The 349-nt window shown below is 71.3% G+C and carries 1 protein-coding gene; it reads left to right on the top strand.

The genetic code is table 11. The annotated features are described in order from the left end of the window. Nucleotides 1-46: 46 nt before the first annotated feature. Nucleotides 47-349, top strand: a 303-nt coding sequence (locus tag ACOADB_RS17570; RefSeq protein ID WP_378601251.1) for a flavodoxin family protein, incomplete at its 3' end; no start/stop codon positions are given.

Here is a 349-nt window from a genome sequence, read left to right as displayed (position 1 = left end):
ATACCGTCGTCGGCGTGGTCCCGGAACCACGGGGCGGAATGCTCCCGTGAGCACCGGAGCCGACCGCAGCGCCCTGGTTGTCTACGAGTCCATGTTCGACAACACCGCCCACGTGGCCGAGGCGATCGCCCGCGGCCTGGAGCGGGCCGGTTTCGAGGCCCACGCCGTTCCCGTCACGTCGCTCGCGGCCACTGGTCCGATCAGGGTCGACCTGCTGGTGGCAGGAGCGCCCACCCACGCCTTCACGCTGAGCCGCGCGCAGAGCCGGCAGGACGCCGTCCACCAGGGTGCACCTCCGTCCCGTGCCACGATCGGGCTGCGTGACTGGATCGTGAGCGCGAGGCCGGAT

This window comes from Nocardioides sp. CPCC 206348 (assembly GCF_048654705.1).
In the GTDB taxonomy this organism is placed as follows: domain Bacteria; phylum Actinomycetota; class Actinomycetes; order Propionibacteriales; family Nocardioidaceae; genus Nocardioides.
Note: the sequence above shows the minus strand (reverse complement) of the source record. Positions and strands in the feature narration are given on the sequence as shown.